Origin of the sequence: Blautia obeum ATCC 29174 (assembly GCF_025147765.1) — a bacterium.
Lineage (GTDB): Bacteria > Bacillota > Clostridia > Lachnospirales > Lachnospiraceae > Blautia_A > Blautia_A obeum.
In genome coordinates, this window is record NZ_CP102265.1 from 957907 (window position 1) to 975294 (window position 17388).

Here is a 17388-nt window from a genome sequence, read left to right on the forward strand (position 1 = left end):
CTTTTCCTTACGCTTTTACCATATCGTCAGCGTGCAAAATGTAGTTGGTAAAGCCCCTTGTGCCGATTTTATAGCCCTCTGCGGTGATACGGGGATTGACGAGCTTTACACGTTCCTCAAAGTCAAAATGCTTCTCTCCGGCTTCGGCAGGGAGGATAACCACAATATCATCCGCCCTCTGCACGTCTGAATAAAGATTGAAGCTGCGGGAGAGTACCGCCATGCGTCCGTTGATTCTTCTCTGTTCTGTTTTGTCTTCTCCGGCAAACTCCAAGTTGCCGAATGTCTTTTCCATGTTGGGAATAACGAATTTTAATTCCATATAGATGTACCTGTCCTTTCTGAATGTTGTGTTTGATGGTTGGTTTCGGATTCTGGTCTGGAAACGGAGGGGAACGCTCCGGCGGTGGTGATTTCTTCGTAGTATCACATCCTTTTTGGTTTTGGGGTAAAAAAATAGACGCTCATTTCTGAACGTCTGAATTGATACACTGGAAAGGCGGAATATCTGCTTTACCCTCTATATTTTTGTATATGTTGTACTTACAAGGTCGCCCCAGAACAGAAAGCCCGGGCAACGTACGATAATATTCTTCGAGTTGTCCGTGACATTCCTGAAATTGCAGATCCGATTCGTTTTCTACGTGCGAGAGAAGTCGTACACTTCCAGCGTTTCGGGGAAGCACTTCGTTCCGTACAGGAACAGCTGGATGCGAAAAACTTCTATGCATTCAATCCGAGCTTTGACTGTCCATGTGAGGCGTCCTGTAAAAATTCATAACAACAAAGAAATATCAAATAAGACCTGGGAGGATTCTTCCGGGTCTTTTAGGGTAAATACAGGATTTTACAATTCCTTTCATCCATGTTATTATGACAACGCATTAAATATGAAAGGAAAACGATCATGGAAGTTCTGACGATTGGGATTTTCTGTGCTTTGCTCATTATATGCATCATAACGGGAAAATCTATATTATATGCTCTTCTGGCAGGTCTGATCATTTTCAGCCTGTATGGAAAAAAACAGGGATATAGCTGGAGACAGATTAGCAGGATGGCATTACAGGGAGTCTGGAAAGTAAAAAATATTCTGCTCACATTTATACTGATCGGAATGCTGACAGCACTTTGGCGACAGGCTGGAACAATTCCTGCAATCATCTGTTATACCGTGCATCTGATAAAACCATCGACATTTTTGCTGATGACATTTCTTCTGAATTGTCTGATCTCAGTCCTGACAGGAACTGCTCTTGGTACGGCAGCTACGATTGGTGTTGTATGTGCAACGATGGCTTCTGCACTTGGAATTCCTTCATGGATGACCGGTGGTGCAATTCTTTCCGGGGTATATTTCGGAGATCGTTGTTCTCCTGTTTCGACAAGTGCACTTCTGGTGGCGGAGCTGACGGAGACAGGTATCTATACAAATATAAAAAATATGATCAAAAGTGCATTGGCACCATTTACCATTACCTGTATTCTTTATCTGACTGTCAGCATACAGCTTCATGGAAAAACAGAGATGCCGGATCTTGGACATGCTTTTGGCAGTGAGTTCCGGCTCAGCTGGATTGCATTGCTGCCTGCAGCGGTGATTCTGCTGTTGGCTGTTATGCAGGCAGGGGTGAAGATCGCGATGATCGCAAGTATAGTTACTGCAATTCCTGTCTGTATTGGCCTTCAGAATATGGCATTTACGGAACTTCCTGAACTTCTTCTGAATGGTTTCCATTCTACAGATGTGACGGTAGCGGCAATGCTGAATGGAGGTGGTATCACTTCGATGTTGAAGGTTGGAGCAATCGTATGCATTTCTTCATCTTATTCAGGTATTTTTCAGGCAACAGGAATCCTGAATGGATTTCAGAAAATGGTCTGTTTGCTTGCCGACAGGACAAAACCATATTTTGCAGTGCTTGTCACATCAATCCTGACAAGCGTTATGGCATGTAATCAGACACTGGCAATCATGCTTACAGATCAGCTCTGCAGCAGAACAGAACCGGATAAGCTGCGTTTTGCCAATAATCTGGAGGACAGTGCAGTGCTCATAGCACCTTTGGTGCCGTGGTCGATCGCGTGTGCTGTTCCGCTTACAGCAGCAGGTGCACCGGGATACAGCGTCTTATTTGCAGTGTTTTTGTATCTGCTTCCGTTGTGCGATTTAGTGTTAAAAAAATAACTGCCCTATTGTAAATTGACCAAAATAGTGGTATTCTGTAAGAAATTGAATAATAAAAATAACAGGTGCTGATGTTAGATAATCAAATAGCCTTCAGTTAAAAGGGAAACAGGTGTAAGTCCTGTACGATCTCGTCACTGTATACAGGGAATGCAGAATCATGTGTGTATGCACAGTCACTGGGAAACTGGGAAGACGATTCGGGTGTATTGATCTGTAAGTCAGGAAACCTGCCTGCTATTGGTACGGGGATTTTAAATTCCGGATCACGAGTAATTGGTTGTACCATAATCCAGAAACTCTAGCCCGGTGCAGGAGTTTTTTTATTGGGAAATATAGTATTTCTCCGAAAAATATTTTTTGACCAGGCTTGCTGCCGTACTTTGTTATTCATTTTAATTTTCATGAGAAAACAGGTACAGGAGGAAAAAAACATGAAAAACAAAACTGTAAAAGCACTGGCAATTGCAATGACTGTAGCAACAGTCACAATGATGGGATCTGCAAGCATCTACGCTTCTGATGACACTGCTGAGACAGCAACAGAAGAAACCGCAGATGATGCAGAAACCGCAGATGATGCAGAAACCGCTGATACAGAAGAAGCTTCCGATGATGATCAGAAAGCAGCAGATGAAGTAGCAGCACTGATCGACAAGATTTATGTTCAGGAAAGAACTGATACAACAGATGAAGACTGCAAAGCTGCCAAAGAAGCATGGGATAAACTGACAGACGCTCAGAAGGAACTGGTTGAAGGCGAAGAAGCTGATCCGGATTACTTCGGACGTGACACTGGTGATGCATCCAAAGATGATCCTCGTAACCAGGATGAAATCGGTGAGAACGAACTTCTTGTTGTAAGCTTTGGTACATCCTTCAACGACAGCCGTGCTGAGGATATCAAAGGAATCGAAGACAAACTGCAGGAAGCATATCCGGATTGGTCTGTAAGACGTGCATTTACAGCACAGATCATTATCAACCATGTAGAAGCAAGAGATGATGAAGTGATTGACAATATGCAGCAGGCACTTGACCGTGCAGTTGATAATGGCGTTAAAAATCTTGTTGTTCAGCCTACACATCTGATGCATGGTGCTGAATATGATGAAATGACAGAAGCAATTGATGGATACAAAGATAAATTTGAATCTGTTGCAATCGCAGAGCCAATGCTTGGCGAAGTTGGTGATGACGCTACTGTAATTAACGATGATAAGAAAGCTGTTGCACAGGCTATCACAGATGAAGCCTGCAAAGAAGCTGGATATGACAGTATGGAAGCTGCTGCAGAAGATGGAACAGCATTTGTATTCATGGGACATGGTACTTCCCATACAGCAAATGTAACATATGATCAGATGCAGACACAGATGAATGACCTTGGATTCACAAATGCTTTCATTGGTACTGTAGAAGGTGAACCGGAAGATACAGAATGCCAGGCTGTTATCGCAAAAGTTAAAGATGCTGGATTTAAGAAAGTTGTTCTTCGTCCACTGATGGTTGTTGCTGGTGACCATGCAAACAACGATATGGCTGGTGATGATGACGATTCCTGGAAATCTCAGTTCAATGCATCTGGTGCATTTGACAGCGTTGACTGCCAGATCGCAGGTCTTGGAAGAATTGAAGCTGTAGAGGATCTTTACGTAGAGCATACAAAAGCAGCAATTGATTCTCTTGGAACAGCTGATACAACTGAAGAAACAACAGATGATACTGCAGAAGCAGCAGATGACACAACAGATGGTGCAGAAGAAGTTACAGACGATTCTGCAGCAGAATAATGTAATGTGTAAATAATTTATGCAATAAACGGGACTGCCCGGAAGGCTTGATTGTCTTCCGGGCAGTTCCTGTAAAATCAGGAGGATTTATATTATGAAACGTTCAGTGGCAATGATGGCATGCGTATTAAGCGGAGCTATGGTACTTGGCAGTTTCAGCCCGGTTATGGCAGAGACAGGAGCAAAGGCAGTTTCTGCAACAGTGACAGATTCAAAATCATCAGATGATAAAAAGGATGATGCAAAAGCTGATACAGCGGACAAAAAGGACGATGCAAAGGATACGGTGCTTGAAGACGGTACTTACAGTGCAGAGTTTGATACAGACAGTGGAATGTTTCATGTAAATGAAGCAAATGACGGTAAAGGAACGTTGACAGTCAAAGATGGTAAGATGACAATCCATGTGAGCCTGAATTCAAAGAAGATCGTAAATCTTTTTGTTGGAAAGGCAGAAGATGCCCAGAAAGACGGAGCTGAGATTCTTGAGCCGACAACAGATGAAGTAACATATAGTGATGGATATAAAGAAGAAGTTTACGGATTTGATATCCCGGTTCCTGCCATTGATGAAGAATTTGATGTTGCTTTGATCGGAAAGAAGAACAAATGGTACGATCATAAAGTAAAAGTAACAAATCCTCAGAAAGAAGCCGATGCTGAAGTTTCTGACACAAAAGAAACCGATACAAAAAAGATGACTGCTGAAGATCTGAAACTTGAAGATGGTGATTATACTGCAGATGTGAAGCTGGAAGGTGGATCCGGAAAGGCTACAGTAACCTCTCCGGCTGAATTTACAGTTAAAGATGGAAAGGTAACTGCATCTGTAGAATGGAGCAGTCCGTACTATGATTATATGCTGATTGGTGATGACAAATATGAACCAGTCAACAAGGATGGAAATTCTGTGTTTGAAATTCCGGTAGATGGTTTTGATTATCCTATGGAAGTCACAGCGGACACCGTTGCAATGAGTACTCCTCATGAGATTGAATATACTTTACAGTTTGATTCCGCAAGTATTAAAGAGGCAGAAAAATAAAAATGAGAAAAACGTTACGCATTTTTTTATGCGCAGCATTGAGCGCATCAATGATGCTGACTGTACCTGTATGGGCTCAGTCAGCTGATGAAAAAGAGACGACAGAAAGTAATGCCGTCAGACAGGACCTGGCTGGCTTAAAATATGATCACAGTCTGGAACTTCAGTATGCAGATCAGTTTTCAGTAGATTATTATGAAGATGGTTATGCACTTATCACAATTGCAGGAGATGGGCAGTTTCTTCTTGTTCCGGAAGGAAAAGAAGCTCCGGAAGGCCTTGACAGTGATATTGCAGTTATTAAACAGCCACTTGATAATATCTATCTTGTGGCAACATCGGCAATGGATCTTTTCTGTGCATTGGACGGGCTGGACAGCATCAGTCTTTCAGGAACCAATGCTGACGGATGGTATATCGATGAGGCTAAGAAAGCACTGGAAGATGGAAGTATTTCTTTTGCTGGTAAGTACAGTGCACCGGATTACGAACTGATTTTGTCTAAAAATTGTGATCTGGCGATTGAGTCTACAATGATCTACCATAAACCGGAAGTAAAAGAAAAGCTTGAGCAGTTCGGGATCCCGGTTCTGGTAGAGCATTCAAGTTACGAAAGTCATCCGCTTGGCCGTACTGAGTGGTTGAAGCTATATGGGGTTCTTCTTGGAAAAGAAGAACTTGCAGACAAACTTTTTCAGGAACAGGTTGATAAATTGAAAGCAATAGAGGACAGTGAATCTACCGGAAAGACAGTGGCTTTCTTCTATATCAATTCAGTAGGGGCTGCCAATGTTCGTAAGTCAGGAGATTACGTATCCAAGATGATCGAACTCGCCGGTGGAAAATATATTTTCAGTGACCTTGGAGCGGAGGATGATAACTCTCTTTCCACAATGAATATGCAGATGGAAGAGTTTTATGCCGGAGCTAAGGATGCGGATTATATCATCTACAATAGTACGATCGATGGTGAACTGACAGATATCAGCCAGATGCTGGAGAAGAGTTCTCTGCTTGCTGATTTTAAAGCAGTTAAGGATGGAAATGTCTGGTGTACCAATCAGAATCTGTTTCAGGAGACAATGGAACTTGGAACAATGATCGAAGATATTCATACCATGCTGACCTCAGATGATCCAAATCTGGATACACTGACTTATATGCATAAATTAAAATGATGAGAGGAAGTAACATGCGGAAGAAATTACATTTCAGATACTGGCTGTCTTTTATAATACTGATAGTGCTTCTGCTGGTCTTTATATTCTGGAATATCAATTCAGGAAGTATTTCTATTTCACTGAAGGATATATTTCAGATACTGTTCCACAAAAACGGAGATGAGACTGCTTATAATATTGTCTGGGAGATAAGACTGCCACGAATACTGGCGGCAGTGATTCTTGGAGGAGCGCTTTCAGTATCAGGGTTTCTTCTGCAGACATTTTTTGGAAATCCGATCGCAGGTCCTTTTGTACTTGGTATTTCATCAGGTGCAAAACTGATCGTGGCATTGACAATGATCTATCTGCTGGGAAAATCCATGGTAGCTACTTCAGGTCTGATGATTCTGGCTGCGTTTACCGGATCTCTGATATCCATGGGATTTGTGCTTTTGATCTCACGAAAGGTAAAGCAGATGTCCATGCTTGTTGTAAGTGGTATTATGATTGGATATATCTGTTCTGCGATAACAGATTTTGTGGTTACTTTTGCAGATGATTCCAATATTGTAAATCTTCATAACTGGTCACTGGGAAGTTTTTCCGGAACCAGCTGGGATAATGTTTCAGTGATGGCAGTTGTGGTGTTTGCAGCACTTTTTCTTACATTTTTAATGTCTAAGCCGATCAGTGCATATCAGCTTGGCGAAGGCTATGCACAGAATATGGGAGTAAATATCAAAGCATTTCGTATTGCACTGATCCTGCTTTCCAGTATTCTGTCAGCCTGTGTGACCGCTTTTGCCGGTCCGATCTCCTTTGTTGGAATTGCAGTACCACATCTTATAAAAAGTCTTATGAAAACATCCAAACCGCTTCTGGTTATTCCGGGATGTTTTCTTGGAGGCGCTGTATTCTGTCTCTTCTGTGACCTGATCGCAAGAACTGCTTTTGCACCGACAGAACTCAGTATCAGTTCTGTTACTGCAGTATTTGGAGCTCCGGTTGTGATCTATATTATGATTCGAAGAAAGAGGATGGCCTGATGGGAGAATATTTTGTTCATTCTGAACAGATGACAGTAGGATACGATGGAAAGCCACTGATCCGTGATATTGAAATTCGATTGAACCGGGGAGAAATCCTTACTCTGATTGGACCGAACGGTGCAGGAAAATCAACAATATTGAAGAGTCTTACCAGACAGCTAAAGCTGGTGGGAGGAACTGTGTATCTGGATCAGAAACTGATGAGTCAGATGTCAGGCAAGGAAGTCGCACAGAAGCTGGCCGTTGTAACGACGGAGAGAATAAGACCAGAGCTTATGACATGTGAGGATATTGTTGCAACAGGACGATATCCGTATACAGGTACGCTGGGAATCTTATCGGAGGGTGACTGGGAAAAGGTACATAAGGCAATGGAAATGGTCCATGCACTGGATTTTAAGGACAGAGATTTTACCGAGATCAGTGATGGACAGCGACAGAGGATTCTGCTGGCCAGAGCAATCTGCCAGGAACCAGAAGTGATTGTTCTAGATGAGCCGACTTCCTTTTTGGATATTCGTCATAAACTGGAACTTCTTTCTATATTAAAGAAGATGGTTCTGGAACATCACACAGCTGTGTTGATGTCGCTTCATGAACTTGATCTGGCTCAGAAAATATCAGATTATGTGATCTGTGTCCATGGTGACCGGATCGAAAAATATGGTACACCGGAGGAGATTTTTACATCCGAATATATCCATCATCTTTATGGAATTACAACAGGAAGCTATAATGCTTCTTTTGGATGTCTGGAAATGGGCGCTCCGGCAGGTAAACCACAGGTATTTGTCATTGGTGGAAATGGCAAAGGAATTCCGGTATATCGAAAATTGCAGAGAGCGGGTATTCCATTTATTGCAGGTGTGATCCACAGTAATGATCTGGACTATGATGTTGCAAAAGCACTGGCAGCAGAGGTGATCAGCGAAGAACCATTCGAGGCTGTTACAGAAGAACATCTGGAAAAAGCAGAGAAAATGATGGATGATTGTGCAGAAGTCATTTGCTGTGTGGATAAGTTTGGTACAATGAATGCGGCTAATCGGAGACTTGTGGAAAAAGCCAAAAGAGATGGAAAATTAAAAACAGAATAGATATGAAATATAAGACAGAGCTGACCAATAAGGTACAGCTCTGTTTTAGTCTGCGGAAGTATCAGAAGAATCTTTCTGATAACTGGAAAGTATCCCATCAATGGATTTGTGCAGATAAGGCATGTATTCTTCAAGTGGAACTGGCTGCTGATACAGAATACAGTTGTAGCAGGTTGAACTTGCAAGCTCGATCACTGAGAAGAGCAGCAGATCAGGATGTTCATAAGCCTGATGACCTTCCTCGATCAGTTGGAGATATTTATCATAAAATCTGACATCTCTGTCAGGCATTTTTTGTTCCAATGCAGCCTGAAATACATTCCAGGAGAGGTTTTTCGAAACAAAGATCAGAAGCTGAGAATCATTTTTGAGTGCATTTAGGATATGATCGATCATAAAATGGAGCTGAGCAGGAAAACCTGTGATCTGATTCTGACGAACAGCCAGATATGCAGCGAAAAATAAATCCTGCGTTTTGGAAGAGGCCAGTTTGTTTCGGATATCATATTTATCTTTGAAATACAGATAAAAAGTTCCCTTGGCAACTCCGGCTTTCTCAACAATATCAGAGATCGTAGTTTTATTGGTTCCTTTTGTTGTAAACAGTTCGAAAGCAGTGTTATACAGTGCGTCTTCTTTTTTCTTTTTATTTGATTCTAATTTACCCATTAAGAAAACCTCCCTGTATTTGATGGTTTCGCCATTTATTATAAACAGAAATGACCAAAAGTCAATATCACAAAAAGAAGTTGTTGATTTTTGGACACATTGGCAAAAACGTATATTGACTAATGGTCAGTTTGGGTATATAACTCTAGATGAATAAAAAGTGACTGATAGTCATTAATGAAAAATATATTCAATAAGGAGGACATGATGATTAAGTTTGGAAAGTGGATAGCAAAGCATAAAGTGATCATTGTAATCATCAGTATGTTACTGCTTATCCCGTCATTCCTGGGAATGGCAGCGACGAGAGTAAATTACGATATCCTGAGTTATCTGCCGGAATCACTGGAAACAGTTGAAGGCCAGGATATCATGGTGGATGAATTTGGAATGGGTGCATTCTCCATGGTAGTCGTGGAAGATATGGAATTGAAAGATGTCGCAGCATTAAAAGAAAAATTCCAGAATGTGGAGCATGTAAAAGATGTTCTGTGGTATGACAGTGTGGCTGATTTAAGTATTCCGGTAAGCATGATTCCGGAAAAGTTTAAGGATGGATTCTTTAATGGTGATGCTACCATGATGATTGCACTGTTTGATAATACAACATCATCTGATGCAGCGATGGAAGCAGTCAGCGACATGCGTAAGATCGCAAACGAACAGTGCTTTATCAGTGGTATGTCCGGTGTTGTAACAGATATCAAGAACCTGGCACTTGAAGAGATGCCGATCTATGTTGTGATCGCAGCCTGCTTATCATTGCTGGTTCTGCTTCTTGCAATGGATTCACTGGTAATTCCTGTGTTGTTCCTTCTCAGTGTAGGCCTTGCAGTTGTTTACAATCTTGGAACTAATATTTTCTTTGGAGAAGTTTGTTATATAACAAAATCTCTGACAGCAGTACTTCAGCTAGGTGTAACAATGGACTATTCCATTTTCCTTCTGAACTCCTTTGAAAATTATAAGAAAAAATACGATAGCAAAGACCGTGCGATGGCACATGCGATTGCAGATACATTTAAATCTGTAGCCGGAAGCTCGGTTACTACGATTGCCGGATTCCTTGCTCTGTGTGTTATGACGTTTGCACTTGGACGTGATATGGGTATTGTTATGGCAAAAGGTGTTGTCATCGGTGTTATCTGCTGTATTACCACACTGCCGGCAATGATCCTTGTATTTGACGGAGTGATTGAAAAAACAAAACATAAACCACTGGTCAAAAGCCTGGATAAGGCTTCTGGTTTTATCACAAAGCATTACAAAGTATGGCTTCTTGTTTTCCTGGTAATGCTGTATCCGGCTGTTTACGGAAACAATCATACTCAGATTTACTATAATATTGATAAGTCACTTCCGGCTACACTGGACAGTAATGTATCCAATGAAAAACTGAAAGAAGACTTCGATATGAGTACGGTTCATATGATACTTTTGAAAAATGGACTGGACAGTAAAGAAAAAACACAGATGCTGGATCAGATTGACAAAGTTGACGGGGTGAAATGGTCACTTGGAATGAATTCCCTGATCGGACCTACATTCCCGGAATCTATGATTCTTTCCAATATTAAAAAAATGCTTCAGTCCGACAACTATGAAGTACAGTTTATCTGCTCAGAGTATTCTTCAGCAACGGATGAATGCAACGCACAGCTTGATGCGATTCAGAAGATTGTTAAGAAATACAGTCCTGAATCAATGGTGATCGGTGAAGCACCTCTGATGAAAGACCTTCAGGATACAACAAATGTTGACCTCCAGAGAGTAAATATCCTCTCTATGGCAGCAATATTCCTGATCATCCTGTTTGTATTCAAATCAATCTCGTTACCATTTATTCTGCTGTTTGTTATCGAATTTGCAATTTTTGTTAATATGGCAATCCCGTATTACCAGGGGGTAACGCTTCCATTTGTTGCAAGTATCGTAATCGGTGCCATCCAGCTGGGTGCAACCGTAGACTATGCGATCCTGATGACAAGTAACTATCAGAAACAGCGTCATCTTGGAAAAACTAAAAAAGAATCTATTTCCATTGCACATAAATTCTCAATGAAATCTATTATCGTAAGTGGATGTAGTTTCTTTGCGGCAACATTTGGTGTAGCCCTGTACTCAAAGGTAGATATGATCGGTGCGATCTGTACACTGCTTGCACGTGGTGCAGTGATCAGTACGGTTGTTGTACTTCTTGTATTGCCTGCGATGTTTATGGTATTTGATCCGATCATCGTTCATACATCAAAAGGCTTTTTGCCGGATAAAAAATAATAAGCACACAACAACCATTAAATATAAAAAAGCCAATGGCTGGAAAAGGAGTCGTATAATATGAACCGAAACAGAAAAAAAGCGGTAGCAGCTTCTGTAGCAGTAGGAATGACTATGGTAATGGGCTTTAGCCCGGTACTGGCAGCGAATACAGATATTTCCAAAGAAGAAACCGTATATGTAAATGCGGCAGCAGACGGAACACCACAGGAGATCACAGTTTCCGACTGGCTGAAGAATTCTGCATCAGCAGGAGACTTAAGTGATGTATCTGATCTGAAAGATATCAAGAATGTCAAAGGCGATGAGACTTTCTCTCAGGATGGAGATAAACTGACCTGGAATACAGATGATAAAGATATTTATTATCAGGGAACTACAACCAAGGATCTTCCAGTTTCCATGGAAATTAAATATTATCTGAATGGTACTCAGGTAAATCCGGATGATCTCGGGGGTAAAAGCGGACATCTGAAGATCGAAGTAGCATACAAAAATAATGTGAAGAATAAAACAAAAGTTGGAAACAAAACAACAGATCTGTATGCGCCGTTTGTAATGGTAACAGCGATGATCCTTCCTACAGACAATTTTACAAATGTAACGATAGATAATGGAAAGATTCTTTCAGACGGACAGAGAAATATTGTAGTAGGCGTTGGTATGCCGGGACTTGCTGATAATTTTGATCTTAAGAGCATAGATGAAGACATTGATCTGGATATTCCGGAAAACTTTACAATGGAAGCAGATGTGACAGACTTTAATATGAGTTCTACATTTACATTTGCACTGACCGATCTTCTGGATTCTCTGGATGTAGATAACATTGATGGTATTGATGATCTGAAAGATTCTATGAAGGATCTGACAGATGCAGCAGCCAAACTGGTAGATGGAAGCAAGGAACTTTCTGATGGAGCATCTACGCTTGATGAAAAATATCAGGAATTTGATTCCGGTATCGGAACCCTCGTAAGTGGAGTAAGCAGTCTGAACAGCGGAGCAGCTACTCTTAAGAGTGGTGTTTCCTCTTATACTGCCGGAGCAGACAAACTGGCATCCGGTGTAAATGAATATGCAGCCGGAGTTGGTACTCTTTCAAAATCCCTGAAAGAATACAACAGTGGTGTCAGCACACTGGCGTCCGGTGTTCAGCAGTATGTAAAAGGAAGCAATACACTGACAGATGGTGTGAAGAAATATGTATCCGGCGCTTCTTCTCTCGGACAGGGAATTCAGGATTATATATCTGCGATCGGAGAACTGCTCACAGGTATCGGAACAGAAACAGCAGGAATTACAACAGTTACAGACAGTATTTCAAAACTTGCAACAGCTGTAGCTGCAAAACTTCCGGAACTGAATACTTCACTTGCAAGTGTTTCTGATTTTGCAGACAGTGCAGAGAAATATGCATCCAGTACAGCTGAGTATGCAGCAAATGTAAAAGCATATACACAGGCACCTGTGCAGTTAAAAGAAGCATCCGCCGGATTAAAGCAAATCATTGATAATTTGAATGGTGGCAGTACAGCACAGAGCGCAGAGCAGATTTCAGATGGCCTTGAAACAGCAAAAGCAGCAGCAGCCTCTCTTACAGAGACTGGTGCAGCTTCCGCAGGAGATCAGGTATCTGCGGCAGCGAGTGCGGTCAGTGCTGCAGCCGGAACAGGAGATGCGCTGCAGGGTGATGCAGGTACGATTTCAGCAGGTCTGGACAGTGCAAGTTCCGCAATTGATATTTTAAGTAGTATTGATACATCTTCCATGGATGAGGCGACTGCAGCAGCAGTCAACAGTGCAGTACAGAGTGCGATCGGAGCAATCTCCGGTGGTGTGGCAACTGCACAGGGAGGTGTTGCAAGTCTTCAGGCTCATGCAGGTCAGGTATCAGGATTGTCTGATCAGGCAGCACAGGTACAGGCAGCAGCAGATTCCGTAAATGCACAGAGTGCACAGACTGCAGCTGTTGGAGAGGCAGCTGCTCAGCTCCAGGAAGGACTCAGCCAGATAGAGGCAGGTGCTTCCGGACTGGAGGCACAGGATACAACCTCAGCTCTGAAAACAGCACAGAGTCTTGCAGATACACTTGATAATGGTCTGCAGGGAATGATAGATAACGGGGCTAAGCTCAGTGAAGCAGGAGATCAGCTGACAGCTAAAGGAACAAGTACCGAAGGTACGACTGCAGAGACTATGTCCCTGACACAGGGTGCTGAGGCAGTCAAAGCAGGAATCACAAAGATTCAGACAGAACTCAGTGAAATGCTTGGAGATGGAAGTCAGTTGAAAGATCTGACAGATGCAGCCAAACAGCTTTCTGACGGTGCAAAGAATCTGTCAGATGGTTATTCACAGGCATCAGAAGCTTCTCAGACACTTGTAAACGGAGCCAAGACTCTGATGGGAAGCAACAGCCAGCTTACCAGCGGAGCAACTGCACTGGAAAGTTCTGGAAAGACACTGACCAGTGGAGCAAGCAAGCTTACAAAGGCCAGCAAACAGCTCAACAGTGGAACTTCCAAAGTAACAAGTGCCACGAGTCAGCTTACCAGTGGAGCAAGTACACTTTCTGCAAACAGCAGCAAGCTTAACAGTGGAGCCAGCCAGCTTGCATCCGGTACACAGCAGCTTATGAGCGGAACATCTACACTCAGCAGCGGAAGTGCACAGGTTAAGAGTGGAATTAAGAGTCTTTCTGATGGAGCAAAGGAACTTGCTGACGGAACAAAAGAGTTTAATGATGATGGAATCAAAAAACTCTCTGATATCGTGGATGATGACCTTCAGGATATCCTGGATCGTCTGGATGCAATCTGCTCTGATGACAATGCATATCGTTCCTTCAGTGGTAAGGAAGATGACATGGACGGCAATGTGAAGTTCGTGATCGAGACCGCAGCTATCGACAATGACAGTGATAAGTAATATAAAAATGTGACAAATAAACGATTGTTTGCAGGAATGGGAATGGTCGTTGATCCACAGTATAACAGGGAAATGGATTGTATGCCGTTTCCCTGTTTTTTTCTTGCGGACGGGAAAGGAGTCTGCTATACTGTATGCTATGAGTAGAAAAAAAGCAGTTGTAAGAAAACCAAAAATAAAAAAGAAAACCGATTATTATGATTACAGTCTTCTTGCGGTTATCATTCTTTTGACTTGTTTTGGACTGGTTATGCTGTACAGTACCAGCTCTTACATGGCAGAACTGAACCATGGCGATGACATGTATTATTTTAAAAAACAGGCTGCGATCAGTCTGGCATGTATCATAGCCGCACTTGCAATCTCAAAGATAGATTATCATATATTGACGAGATTTACAGGGGTTATTTATGGTGTAGCAGCAGTGCTGATGCTGCTGGTCAAGACACCTCTTGGACGAAGCGCAAATGGAGCGCGTCGATGGCTGAATCTGGGACCATTGTCATTTCAGCCGTCGGAGCTTGCGAAGATTGCAGTGATCGTCTGTCTTTCTTATATGATCGTAAATATGGGAAGAAAGATTGGTACACTGAAAGGCTTTATGATGCTGGCAGGAAGTGGCGGTGCGCTTGCATTCATAACATATGTATTTACAGATAACCTGAGTACTGCGATCATTATTTTCGGTATTACGATTGGCCTTATCTTTATTGCACATCCAAAAGTAAGACCATTCCTCATTGCAGCAGGTATTCTTCTGGTTGTTGCTATTGTTGCTATCAGCTTCTTAAGTGCAACGATGGAAACCAGTTCAAGTTTCCGTTTGAGACGAATCCTTGTATGGCTGCATCCGGAGGATTATGCATCAGGAGATGGCTATCAGACGATACAGGCATTGTATGCGATTGGATCAGGAGGGTTTCTGGGAAGAGGACTTGGAAACAGTATCCAGAAGCTCGGAAGTGTGCCGGAAGCGCAGAACGATATGATCTTTTCTATTGTATGTGAAGAACTTGGAATTCTTGGCGGAATGATCGTACTTCTTCTGTTTGCTTACCTTTTGTACCGATTGTTCTTTATTGCACAGAATGCATCAGATCTGTTTGGCTCATTGATAGTGAGCGGTATTTTTATTCATATTGCACTGCAGGTTATTTTTAATATTGCCGTAGTGGTAAATCTGATGCCAAATACAGGTGTTACTTTGCCGTTTATCAGTTATGGAGGTACATCAATCCTGTTCCTGATGGCAGAGATGGGACTGGCATTGAGTGTGGCCAGACAGATTAAATTTAAAGAGCCGGAAAGGCTTCTCTAAAATAAGCAAAATCTATTGACAAATAGGTTCTCAGAATATATACTTTGCACATCAAAGTAGAGCAAAATTGTTACTTGATAAAGGAGAAATAGCAATGTTAGAAGAAATGAGAAAAATGATTGCAGAACAGTTAAACTGCGAAGAAAGCGAAATTACAGCAGATACTTCTTTTAAAGATGATCTTGGAGCAGATTCTCTTGATCTTTTTGAACTGGTAATGGCTCTGGAAGATGAATACAATATAGAGATTCCTGCTGAAGAGCTGACAGAACTGGCAACAGTGGGAGATGTGATCGAATATCTGAAAGGCAGAGGCATCGAAGCTTAGTATGCAGAACATTCCCTGAGGCAGTGATGTCTCAGGGGTTTTTTCTGAGTTTATATATTTTGAAAGGCAGGAAAGATACAATGACAAAGATCAGAACAAGATTTGCACCGAGCCCTACAGGAAGAATGCATGTAGGTAATCTTCGTACAGCGCTTTATGCATATCTCATTGCAAAACACGAAGGTGGAGATTTTATTCTTCGAATCGAAGACACTGACCAGGAGCGTTATGTGGAAGGTGCTGTAGATATCATCTATCGTACGATGGCAGGAACAGGACTCATTCATGATGAAGGTCCGGACAAAGATAAGGGATATGGACCATATGTACAGAGTGAGAGACAGGCTTCGGGACTTTATCTGAAATATGCACAGCAGCTGATCGAGCAGGGAGATGCTTATTACTGCTTTTGTGGACCGGAAGAACTGGAATCTATGAAACGTGTAGTTGCAGGAAAAGAAATCTCTATCTACGATAAGAGATGTCTGCGTCTGTCAAAAGAAGAAGTACAGAGACGTCTTGATGCAGGAGAACCACACGTTATCCGCTTTAATATGCCGACAGAAGGAACTACGACATTCCATGATGTGATCTATGGAGATATCACAGTTAACAACGAAGAGATGGAAGACCTTATCCTGATCAAATCTGATGGATATCCGACATACAACTTTGCAAACGTAATTGATGACCATCTTATGGGAATCACTCATGTTGTCAGAGGAAATGAGTATCTTTCTTCTGCACCAAAATACAACCGTATCTACGAAGCATTCGGATGGGAGATTCCGGTATACGTTCATTGTCCGCTGATCACAAACGAAGAACATCAGAAACTTTCCAAACGTTCCGGACATTCTTCATATGAAGACCTTCTGGATCAGGGATTTGTTACAGAGGCAATCGTTAACTTTGTCGCACTTCTTGGATGGAGCCCGCAGGACAATCGTGAGATCTTCTCACTTCCGGAACTGGTCGAAGCTTTTGATTATCATCATATCAGCAAATCACCGGCCGTATTCGATATTACCAAGCTTCGCTGGATGAATGGCGAGTATATTAAGAAAATGGATCCGGAAGAGTTCTATGAAAAAGCCCTTCCATATATGAAGGAAGTTCTCAAAAGAGATTATGATTTCCGTAAAATTGCCGGAATGGTACAGACCAGAATCGAGACATTCCCGGATATCCCGGCACTGATCGATTTCTTTGAAGAAGTTCCGGAATATGATTCTGCAATGTACTGCCATAAGAAGATGAAGACAAATGAAGAAACTTCTCTTGCAGTATTGAAAGAAGTTCTTCCGGTTCTGGAAGCACAGGAAGATTATACAAATGATCCACTGTTTGCTTCTTTAAGTGCATTTGTCAAAGAAAAAGGTTATAAGAACGGTTATGTAATGTGGCCGCTTCGTACAGCAGTATCCGGTAAACAGATGACACCGGCCGGAGCAACAGAAATTATGGAAATCATCGGCAAAGAAGAAACACTGAAACGTGTAAAGGCAGCAATTGAGAAACTCAGCTGAG

13 protein-coding genes, 1 pseudogene and 1 riboswitch are annotated in these 17388 nt (G+C 42.0%); of the genes and pseudogenes, 12 read left to right on the plus strand and 2 right to left on the minus strand.

The genetic code is table 11. The annotated features are described in order from the left end of the window. Nucleotides 1–7 precede the first annotated feature (7 nt). Nucleotides 8–322, minus strand: a complete 315-nt coding sequence (locus tag NQ503_RS04595; RefSeq protein WP_002578441.1) for a YdcP family protein — start codon at nt 320–322, stop codon at nt 8–10. 228 nt (nt 323–550) lie between these two features. Here NQ503_RS04595 and NQ503_RS17705 point away from each other — a divergent pair. The 7 genes and pseudogenes from NQ503_RS17705 to NQ503_RS04630 all read left to right on the plus strand — a co-directional run. Next, nucleotides 551–781, plus strand: a pseudogene (locus NQ503_RS17705) (manganese catalase family protein); the annotation flags it as partial. A gap of 126 nt (nt 782–907) precedes the next feature. After that, nucleotides 908–2188 (plus strand): Na+/H+ antiporter NhaC family protein, encoded by a 1281-nt coding sequence (locus tag NQ503_RS04605; RefSeq protein ID WP_005427001.1) that lies wholly within the window; start codon nt 908–910, stop codon nt 2186–2188. A gap of 46 nt (nt 2189–2234) precedes the next feature. After that, nucleotides 2235–2440, plus strand: a riboswitch (cobalamin riboswitch). 182 nt (nt 2441–2622) lie between these two features. Continuing rightward, entirely contained in the window at nt 2623–3981 is a 1359-nt protein-coding gene (locus NQ503_RS04610; RefSeq protein WP_044926050.1) for a sirohydrochlorin cobaltochelatase, read from the plus strand. 94 nt (nt 3982–4075) lie between these two features. Further along, the gene (locus NQ503_RS04615; RefSeq protein WP_005426997.1) at nt 4076–5026 is read left to right on the plus strand and encodes a hypothetical protein; all 951 of its coding nucleotides are present in this window, start codon (nt 4076–4078) and stop codon (nt 5024–5026) included. Nucleotides 5027–5028: 2 nt separating this feature from the next. Further along, nucleotides 5029–6204, plus strand: a complete 1176-nt coding sequence (locus NQ503_RS04620) for an ABC transporter substrate-binding protein (RefSeq protein ID WP_044925964.1) — start codon at nt 5029–5031, stop codon at nt 6202–6204. A gap of 14 nt (nt 6205–6218) precedes the next feature. Continuing rightward, nucleotides 6219–7235 carry a FecCD family ABC transporter permease gene (locus NQ503_RS04625; RefSeq protein WP_044925963.1) on the plus strand — a complete coding sequence of 339 codons (1017 nt, stop codon included), beginning with the start codon at nt 6219–6221 and terminating at the stop codon, nt 7233–7235. Further along, on the plus strand, nt 7235–8335 hold the full coding sequence (locus tag NQ503_RS04630) for an ABC transporter ATP-binding protein (RefSeq protein ID WP_005426994.1): 1101 nt from the start codon (nt 7235–7237) through the stop codon (nt 8333–8335). The genes NQ503_RS04625 and NQ503_RS04630 overlap by 1 nt, the downstream gene beginning before the upstream one ends. Before the next feature lie 45 nt (nt 8336–8380). Here the strand turns inward: NQ503_RS04630 and NQ503_RS04635 are convergent, their stop codons facing one another. Further along, a complete protein-coding gene (locus tag NQ503_RS04635) occupies nt 8381–9004 on the minus strand; it encodes a TetR/AcrR family transcriptional regulator (RefSeq protein WP_005426992.1) in 624 nt (207 codons plus the stop codon). 207 nt (nt 9005–9211) lie between these two features. Here NQ503_RS04635 and NQ503_RS04640 point away from each other — a divergent pair, with 207 nt between their 5' ends. The 5 genes from NQ503_RS04640 to gltX all read left to right on the plus strand — a co-directional run bounded on the left by NQ503_RS04640 (nt 9212) and on the right by gltX (nt 17387). Next, nucleotides 9212–11281 carry an efflux RND transporter permease subunit gene (locus tag NQ503_RS04640; RefSeq protein WP_044925962.1) on the plus strand — a complete coding sequence of 690 codons (2070 nt, stop codon included), beginning with the start codon at nt 9212–9214 and terminating at the stop codon, nt 11279–11281. 60 nt (nt 11282–11341) lie between these two features. Beyond that, nucleotides 11342–14212, plus strand: a complete 2871-nt coding sequence (locus NQ503_RS04645; RefSeq protein WP_005426988.1) for a YhgE/Pip domain-containing protein — start codon at nt 11342–11344, stop codon at nt 14210–14212. Nucleotides 14213–14351: 139 nt separating this feature from the next. After that, nucleotides 14352–15530, plus strand: coding sequence for an FtsW/RodA/SpoVE family cell cycle protein (locus NQ503_RS04650; protein WP_005426984.1), 1179 nt, complete (start codon nt 14352–14354; stop codon nt 15528–15530). 94 nt (nt 15531–15624) lie between these two features. Beyond that, entirely contained in the window at nt 15625–15858 is a 234-nt protein-coding gene (gene acpP / locus NQ503_RS04655; RefSeq protein ID WP_005426982.1) for an acyl carrier protein, read from the plus strand. Between the two features lie 80 nt (nt 15859–15938). After that, entirely contained in the window at nt 15939–17387 is a 1449-nt protein-coding gene (gene gltX / locus NQ503_RS04660; protein WP_044926048.1) for a glutamate--tRNA ligase, read from the plus strand. The last annotated feature ends 1 nt before the right edge of the window (nt 17388 follow it).